The sequence below is a fragment of the Komagataeibacter melaceti genome (assembly GCF_003403295.1).
Taxonomy (GTDB): domain Bacteria; phylum Pseudomonadota; class Alphaproteobacteria; order Acetobacterales; family Acetobacteraceae; genus Komagataeibacter; species Komagataeibacter melaceti.
Genome location: NZ_QUWV01000048.1, coordinates 1 through 6,953, shown reverse-complemented (window position 1 = coordinate 6,953; position 6,953 = coordinate 1). Strand labels below are relative to the sequence as shown.

At 63.2% G+C, this 6,953-nt stretch carries 9 protein-coding genes; all 9 read right to left on the bottom strand.

Features of this window, described 5'->3' with window-relative positions:
* Positions 1–398 (bottom strand): hypothetical protein (locus DY926_RS17675; protein ID WP_206609038.1); only part of this gene is annotated, 398 nt, incomplete at its 3' end.
* 26 nt (positions 399–424) lie between these two features.
* The gene (locus tag DY926_RS06505) at positions 425–703 is read right to left on the bottom strand and encodes a DUF2312 domain-containing protein (protein WP_116702642.1); all 279 of its coding nucleotides are present in this window, start codon (positions 701–703) and stop codon (positions 425–427) included.
* The gene (locus DY926_RS17670; RefSeq protein WP_206609037.1) at positions 696–1,253 is read right to left on the bottom strand and encodes a transcriptional regulator; all 558 of its coding nucleotides are present in this window, start codon (positions 1,251–1,253) and stop codon (positions 696–698) included. The genes DY926_RS06505 and DY926_RS17670 overlap by 8 nt, the downstream gene beginning before the upstream one ends.
* Positions 1,246–1,782: a hypothetical protein gene (locus DY926_RS06495; RefSeq protein ID WP_116702640.1), complete on the bottom strand. Its 537-nt coding sequence runs from the start codon at positions 1,780–1,782 to the stop codon at positions 1,246–1,248. The genes DY926_RS17670 and DY926_RS06495 overlap by 8 nt, the downstream gene beginning before the upstream one ends.
* Before the next feature lie 504 nt (positions 1,783–2,286).
* Complete coding sequence (locus DY926_RS06485) at positions 2,287–2,967, bottom strand: HD-GYP domain-containing protein (RefSeq protein WP_116702638.1); 681 nt, start codon at positions 2,965–2,967, stop codon at positions 2,287–2,289.
* 75 nt (positions 2,968–3,042) lie between these two features.
* Positions 3,043–3,234, bottom strand: coding sequence for a hypothetical protein (locus DY926_RS06480; RefSeq protein ID WP_148707743.1), 192 nt, complete (start codon positions 3,232–3,234; stop codon positions 3,043–3,045).
* Between the two features lie 14 nt (positions 3,235–3,248).
* Positions 3,249–5,276 carry an ATP-dependent helicase gene (locus DY926_RS06475; RefSeq protein ID WP_241503090.1) on the bottom strand — a complete coding sequence of 676 codons (2,028 nt, stop codon included), beginning with the start codon at positions 5,274–5,276 and terminating at the stop codon, positions 3,249–3,251.
* Positions 5,248–5,931 (bottom strand): hypothetical protein, encoded by a 684-nt coding sequence (locus DY926_RS06470; RefSeq protein WP_116702636.1) that lies wholly within the window; start codon positions 5,929–5,931, stop codon positions 5,248–5,250. The genes DY926_RS06475 and DY926_RS06470 overlap by 29 nt, the downstream gene beginning before the upstream one ends.
* Before the next feature lie 12 nt (positions 5,932–5,943).
* Positions 5,944–6,900 carry a DUF3991 domain-containing protein gene (locus DY926_RS06465; protein WP_116702635.1) on the bottom strand — a complete coding sequence of 319 codons (957 nt, stop codon included), beginning with the start codon at positions 6,898–6,900 and terminating at the stop codon, positions 5,944–5,946.
* Positions 6,901–6,953: the final 53 nt, after the last annotated feature.

The window sequence follows — 6,953 nt, the reverse complement described above, 5'->3', positions numbered from 1 at the left end:
GTCCCAAAGACCCCAAAGCGCAGGAAATGCCGCGCTGATCCCAGAAGGGGCATATCTGAAGATATGCCCCGCAGTTCCCGTGCAGCCCATCCTCCCGTCGCAAGGGAAACCACAACGGTCAGCAACAGCAGTGGCCATGTCATGACGACGAACGAAGCATGGACGCTCGGGAGAATGCCCTCTCCCAGCTGATCGACAACGGAAAAGCCGTCAAATGCGTCGCTAGCCAGCAGGCAACACAGGGCCGCCACCTGCATGCCGCGCCTGTCCGGCAGTGCCGGACCGACGCGGGAGGCGCTGTCTTCAAGGCGGTGAAACCGGACGGCTATCCGCAGGTGCGTATCGCACTTCATCGCGCACAACGCCTGCTGGTCGGCGAAACCCCGAGGGCCCGGCATAGCCATTTTTTCATCAGAGCCGTTCCTCACATGCCAAGCGCCCGACGGTAAATGTCGAGAAGCGATTCCTGCTCTTCGACCGCTGCTGGATCCTGCCTGCGGATCCGAATGATGTGGCGAATGGTCCTGACGTCAAAGCCTGCGGATTTTGCTTCGGTGAAAATGTCCTTTATGTCGGCAGCCAGAGCCTTGCGCTCTTCCTCCAGGCGTTCCACGCGCTCGATGATACTGCGCAGCCGGTCGGCGGCAATTCCGCCAACAGTTGCGGCTGACGTATCAGTACCTGCATCACCCTCATCAAACATCGGAAAAACCTCCCGTTCGCATTGCACAATTTCGATATTCCGGCCGGGGATAGGTCTCATGCCCGGTTTCAAGCTGTTCCAGCCAGCGCGACGACCGCGGCTCAAGAGCACCGCCCCGATCAAGGTGACGCAGGAGCGCGGTGCGGTGTTCTCCCATCCCCTGAGCCAGAAAGCGGAAAGACCAGCCGATAATCGTAATCGCCCGGAAAACTTCATGCCTGCGGTACGGCGGACGGTTGCCCGCCACCACGATCGACCGGGCCAGCGGCGACGGAAACCGCTTGTGGACGGCACGCAGCGCACACAGCCATTCGACGAACTCTGGATTGACGGGTTCGCCCGCCGCAAACTCCCCGACACGGTTCCGGCTGAATCCCGACCGGCGCGCGGCCTGGCGGAGCGGCCAGCCGATATCATCCAGACACGCGCGGATCAGGGCGCCGGCCCTGATCCTGCCATCCGACCGGATGACCGACCCGGCTCCGGGTGAAGAGACATCCGGCAGGAGCGGCCGTCTGCAGGCAATACCTGCCCCCTGCATCTCAGGCATGGGACAGCACGTCCGCAAATATGCGCCCTGCAGCGCCACGCCGCACATGGGACGCCATCCGGCGACTCACGGGGCGGTACCTGCCCGGTATGCGGCTCTCGTGAATCATCCCCTCACCTTCGAGGTCCACGAGCGCGCGCTGGACAGTCTTGAGAGGCAGGACCAGATTTTCAGCCAGTTCCTCGGGCAGGCTGCCTTCACGGGCCAGCTCCGACAGGGCGGCGAACACCATGTCCTTGACCGGGGAAGCCACAACCTTCCGCGTGGCGGGCATCCACGGCACACGGGCATACACGCTGTGTCCCATGGATGCGATTTCCCCGGCCTCCACCATCTCGTTGAGAACGATCGGGAAGGCACCCAGAGCCTCGACCGGCAATCCTTTCCTCAGTTCAAGAACCGCATGGGGTCCAGCGACCAGGGCGTTACGGACATGGGCAAGTATCAGCCCACGCGCCCGCTCCCGGTCTTTCTCGTTCATGCGTGCATAAGGCACCGGCACCGGCCGGCGCAGCGAACGTCGCGCCATTCTTTCCTCCAGATCTGTCTGCCGAAAGTATGACGCGCCCGGTTGTGGGTCCGGACAGCGCCCACGACAATGGGCGTGCGGTCCCTGCCTTCATGGCGAAGCCGGACGCGCCACCGGATCTATGCAGCTGGTGGGAACCGGGGAATTTCCCGGGGTGCGGCTACTGCGTTCCAGCACCACCAGAAATCCCGTACAACACCTTCCTTGTAGCCGCCGCGTCCGTTACGGCGGGCGTGCGTCTCGTGGAACGGACTGGGGAGCTGATGCGGGGCGTCCTGCCCCGGAAAGCGTGCAACATGATAGGTGTCCGCCACCCGGCCGTCCTGCAGACGTTCGCCACGCCGCACCACGAGTTCAAAGCAGCGGCCATCATGGATGCAGTCACAATGCGGCCGCATATCGGCGCCATGCGCTTCCGTCAGAAGACGCCGACAGTGCTGGACCTTTTCGTGATCCGTATCCCGGCGTCGGCGCCCCTTCCGTCCATTTCCACGCGTAACCCGGTCAGACACGGGGTACCTCCATGCCTGGGCCGGGAACAGGAACCCGGACAGTAGCCATCATGCCAAGCCATGCCGCAACGATCCTGTCGTAATGCCGGAGCGCCCTGTCGGTCAGGTAGGGATCAAACATCCTGCCGCGCTCACGCAGGAGGATCGAACGCACGACATCCATGGGCACGGGCGGCTTGTAGCTGCGATGCGACGCCAGCGCGTCGATGAAATCGGCAATGGCGACGATACGCGCCATGACGGGGATGGCAGGGCCAGACAGGCCTCTGGGATAACCGGTTCCATCCCACCGCTCATGGTGGAGGAGCACGCAATCGCGGATGATACGGGGAATATATGTGACATGTTCGCGTATGACGGCGATCCCCAGTTCGGGATGCCGGGTCATGATGGCCCATTCGGCCACCGTCAGCCGCCGTGGCGCATACAGGATGGCCGGCGGTATCAGCCGCTTGCCAATGTCGTGAATCCGTGCGCCGGTCAGGAGCAGATCCCGGAAGCGCCCGGGCAGCCCGGCCGCATCGAATACGATCGGCGCTATGGCAGCCACCCGGTCGCCATGCCCCTCGAGTTCCCGCCCCGCGACCAACGCGAGACGTCGGAGCTTTGCGTAGGCATATGTCGGCGATCCGCCCACATATGCTTCATGCGTATCGTGAGAATATCTTTCCATGACAGCAGTATCCGCCGCCCGTTTGTGGGTCCGGGCGAGTGGCCGCGATTTCTGGAGCCTTCCTGATCGGATATATCATCCGTTCCGGATGCGGCGCTCGCCTTCCTCGCGATGCTGCGAACAGAACCAGTGCAGGCCAGCATGGCGGTCGGTGCAGCCAAAAGGCGCACCTTCACCACAGATCTCGCACTGGTGGGCCCAGGCGTGTCCGGGCGTACGCAGGTCCTTTACGGCAGACAGCGTTTTGCGGGTGTCGGTTGCGGACATGGTCTGATCCTCCTTCATCTTACGTATGGTGCCGGATGGCCGGTTCGGGTGGCGGATGGTCCCTTCCGGTGCTTCCGAAGCCAACCGTGACACAGTGCGGCGGGCGGGATTTCGGAGAGGAATACCGATGGGTCCGCACAGCGGCCACCGCGCCATGCACACCAGGTGATCGCCACACGTCGCCGTCCGCGGGTGAGTGCGACATAAGCCAGCCTGCGTTCCTCGTCAGCATCCGGGTTGGACGCCGATGGAAACAGCCGGTCTTCCCAACCCATCAGGAACACATGGCCATATTCCAACCCCTTGGCGGCATGGATCGTCATGAGCCTGACCCGGCCTTCACCGGATGCCGCCCCGGACACAGAGCCAAGGGCGGCGTGGTCGAACAGATCCCCAAGCGGGGTGAACTCAGCCGCCAGACCTACCAGTTCCTCAAGGTTTTCCAGTGCCGCACGGCCGTCCTCTCCCGCCGCGCGGTACATGTCCGCGTACCCTGTCCTGTCGAGAAGCTCACGGATGCGCTCCGCCAGGGGCGCGTTGTCCACGGCGCTGATCTCGCGGATGGTGGCCACGAACGCCCGCACCCGTCCGGCGGACTTCCCGGTGGCGGATGCAAACATCCGCTCTGCCGCGGCAAACAGGGAAATATACTCCTGTTCTGCCACCGCCTCGATCTTCGCCAGCGTTTTCGCGCCAACACCCCGGGCAGGCTGGTTGATCACGCGCCTGAATGCTTCATCACTCTGCAGGTCATCCGGACATGAGGCCAGCCTGAGCAGGGCCAGCGCATCCCTGATGACCCCACGCTGCCAGAAGGCCGTGTCATTGACCAGTTCGTAGGGAATTCTTGCCTTCAGAAGCTGTTCTTCGAGCAGGCGCGACATGAAATTGAACCGGTAGAGGATTGCGATGTCGTCGGGCGCCACGCCTTCGAGCAGGCGACGACCGATTTCAGATGCGATACCCTGCGCCTCCTCAAGGCCCCCACTGAATTCCACGACCTCGATCGGCTCACCTGGACCGCTCGCCGTAAACAGGGTCTTTTCGAGGCGACCGGAATCAAGGGCAATCACGGCATTCGCAGCCGAAAGGATATGTCCCGTGGAACGGAAATTCTGTTCCAGCGCGATCATCGCGCCACCGGGGAAATCGTTCAGGAAATTGCGGATATACGCCACATTGGCCCCGCGCCAGCCATAAATCGACTGTGCATCGTCGCCTACCGAAAAGATTTCGCCATGGTCCTGGCTGAGCAACCTGAGCCACTGATACTGGAGGCGGTTCACATCCTGGAACTCGTCAGCGAGAATGGCGTCGAAACGGCGTCCCCAGTCCCGCCGATAGGCCTCGTCGCGTTGCATCGTAACCGTCGGCCACAGCAGGAGATCACCGAAATCGGCCATATTCGCTTCACGCAGGGCTGCCTGATAGGCCGGATAGAGGGCCGCCGCCAGATGCCATGCCATGACGTCGTCGGGCGCATCGCCCGCGTAGCGCTGCACCAGCTCCTCAACAACGCCAGCCGCCTGTTGCGGCAGGACCAGATCATCCTTGAACAGGGCGATGCGCGTGGTGACGGATTTCACACGCTGCCTGAATACCTCTCCATTTTCCTCCTCGAACGCACCATCCGCCATCGCGGCCTGCAGAAGCCTGCGCACGATACGCCGGCTATCCTCGGCATCCGCGATACCAAAACCCTCGCGCAGCCGGGCGATATCGGGATCATTACGCAACTGGCGACGCCCGTGGGCATGAAAGGTCCCGATCCATCCGGGAGCCCGGTCCGCGCCAACGGCGTCCGCGATGCGGCTACGCATTTCTTCTGCAGCGCGGTTTGTAAAGGTGACGGCGAGGATCCGGGAGGGTGGTATGCCCCGCCGCGCAATACGGTCGACAACACCCGCGACCAGCGTGCGTGTCTTGCCTGTCCCTGCGCCCGCAAGCACGACAACCGCACCTTCCTTTCTGGCAGCCTGTCGCTGTGGTGGCGTCAGCCCTGCCAGCATGCCTTCACCGGGAACTGTCTGCATGCCCGCCATCGACCAGCTCCTCCACCATATCCGCCTGCGCCGCGTCCAGGTCCACCGTGGCTCCACCAGGCAGGAGCAGTGTCACCACCCCGTCATAATCCCAGCGGTCATTGCGATCCCTGTCACCCGCGATGACGAGCCCCCGGTAACAGTCTGGCCCAAAGCGCATTTCGACAAATGTCTGGGGAAAGGCACTGTCACCCCTGACGCTGGCGCCTGCCGCCCATTCCCGGACAAGCCCGGCCCTGCGCGCCCAATGGAATGTTGCCTCGGCAAGCTCGCCCTGAAGCGCGATCAGGTCCGGACGCAGGGGGCCGGTGCCCGGCACGGTCCCCAGACGGCGTATCCGTCCAGCCCATCCGGCTACCTCCAGAAACTCGCCCCTGGCTTCGCCACCACAGGTGAACAGGGTGAAGCCGCCGTCGAGATCCCAGCCCTTCCCGTCCCATGTCCCGGCGACAACCAGCCCGGTCGCGTTTGAAACGTCGCCATCGCAGGCGACAAGCACCCAGGGAATGTCATTGCCGAGGCGTGGGGTCCGCGCAAGATAACGCGGCGCGTCCGGATGCCGAAGGAACGCCTCAAGGAGGGTATCGACTTCTTCACCCAGACTGGTCAGCAGGGAGAGTTCGTAGGCCACACGGTCCTTGTCGGAACTGGTCATGATTATAATCCTTCAGGCCGCCCTTGCGGCCATGTTCTGGAGTGTGCTGTTGAAATCCTTGGAACGGTCGGGCGGCAGGCGGCGGTCAAACGCCACATCAGCGTCTTCCGCCAGTCCGTAGAGTATATCGGCGAAGCCATCGCCAGCGTCATCATCGTCGGTGCCGACAATCAGGACCGCGTCGGGAACCTGCCGCATGTCGGCCAGATGCGCCCGGAGCGCCGCCATGGTTTCCGGCCCCATGCCGCCCCCGGTGGAGCAGTACATGGTGTCCGGGGTCCGCACCGGGTCAAGGGCCGCAAAGGAGAGCGCATCTATGGCGGCCTCGCAGACCACCAGCCGACGGACCTGCGCCGCGCTGCCGGGCTGGAAACGGAACAGGGTTTTCACTGTGCCGCCGAGACACATATGCGTATCGGGACCGCGCAGCTCCGCCCCGCAGACATTTCCGTCCGCGTCGGTATGGGCGAACCAGGCGGCATGATACCCGTCACGGATGCAACCCTTCATGGCCGCGCGCCGGACAACATCTTCGGGCAGGCAACGCTCGCGGACAAGGTAGTTCCAGACCTTCCCACCGCGACGAAGGGGCTTTTTCTGCGCCCAACGCTCCGCAGGCCGGCGGGTATCCGTGGCGGCGGGGCGGGAGCGGACATAAACGGCCCCTTCCGGCTCCACGCCGATGAGACGCCCCAGTTCAAGGCAGACATCGCGCCACGCCATTTCAGGATGGAGGTGACGCATGAGTGCGAACACGTCGCCTTTCCCGTCTCCGTTCGCATGCCACCAGCCCCGTCCCTCATGGTTGACGACGACGTGGTTCGCGCCATCGCGATACTTGAGGCATTTCCGCGTGCTCTTCGCCTTGTCGAGACGATAGCCGCCACGTTCAAGAAGGGTTGCGCATGAAACACCGGAGATGATCGTGCTGCGGTCCTCATCGGAGAGCCGGAAACGCTGGTATTTCATGGGAACCAATCCTTTTTACCGGAGACAACGGGAGCAGGACACATATCGTGTCC

Coding starts and splice junctions, on each gene's coding strand:
- DY926_RS06505 (WP_116702642.1), bottom strand. CDS start 703: ATGTTTGATGAGGGTGATGCAGGTACTGATACGTCAGCCGCAACTGTT.
- DY926_RS17670 (WP_206609037.1), bottom strand. CDS start 1,253: ATGCCTGAGATGCAGGGGGCAGGTATTGCCTGCAGACGGCCGCTCCTG.
- DY926_RS06495 (WP_116702640.1), bottom strand. CDS start 1,782: ATGGCGCGACGTTCGCTGCGCCGGCCGGTGCCGGTGCCTTATGCACGC.
- DY926_RS06485 (WP_116702638.1), bottom strand. CDS start 2,967: ATGGAAAGATATTCTCACGATACGCATGAAGCATATGTGGGCGGATCG.
- DY926_RS06480 (WP_148707743.1), bottom strand. CDS start 3,234: ATGTCCGCAACCGACACCCGCAAAACGCTGTCTGCCGTAAAGGACCTG.
- DY926_RS06475 (WP_241503090.1), bottom strand. CDS start 5,276: ATGGCGGGCATGCAGACAGTTCCCGGTGAAGGCATGCTGGCAGGGCTG.
- DY926_RS06470 (WP_116702636.1), bottom strand. CDS start 5,931: ATGACCAGTTCCGACAAGGACCGTGTGGCCTACGAACTCTCCCTGCTG.
- DY926_RS06465 (WP_116702635.1), bottom strand. CDS start 6,900: ATGAAATACCAGCGTTTCCGGCTCTCCGATGAGGACCGCAGCACGATC.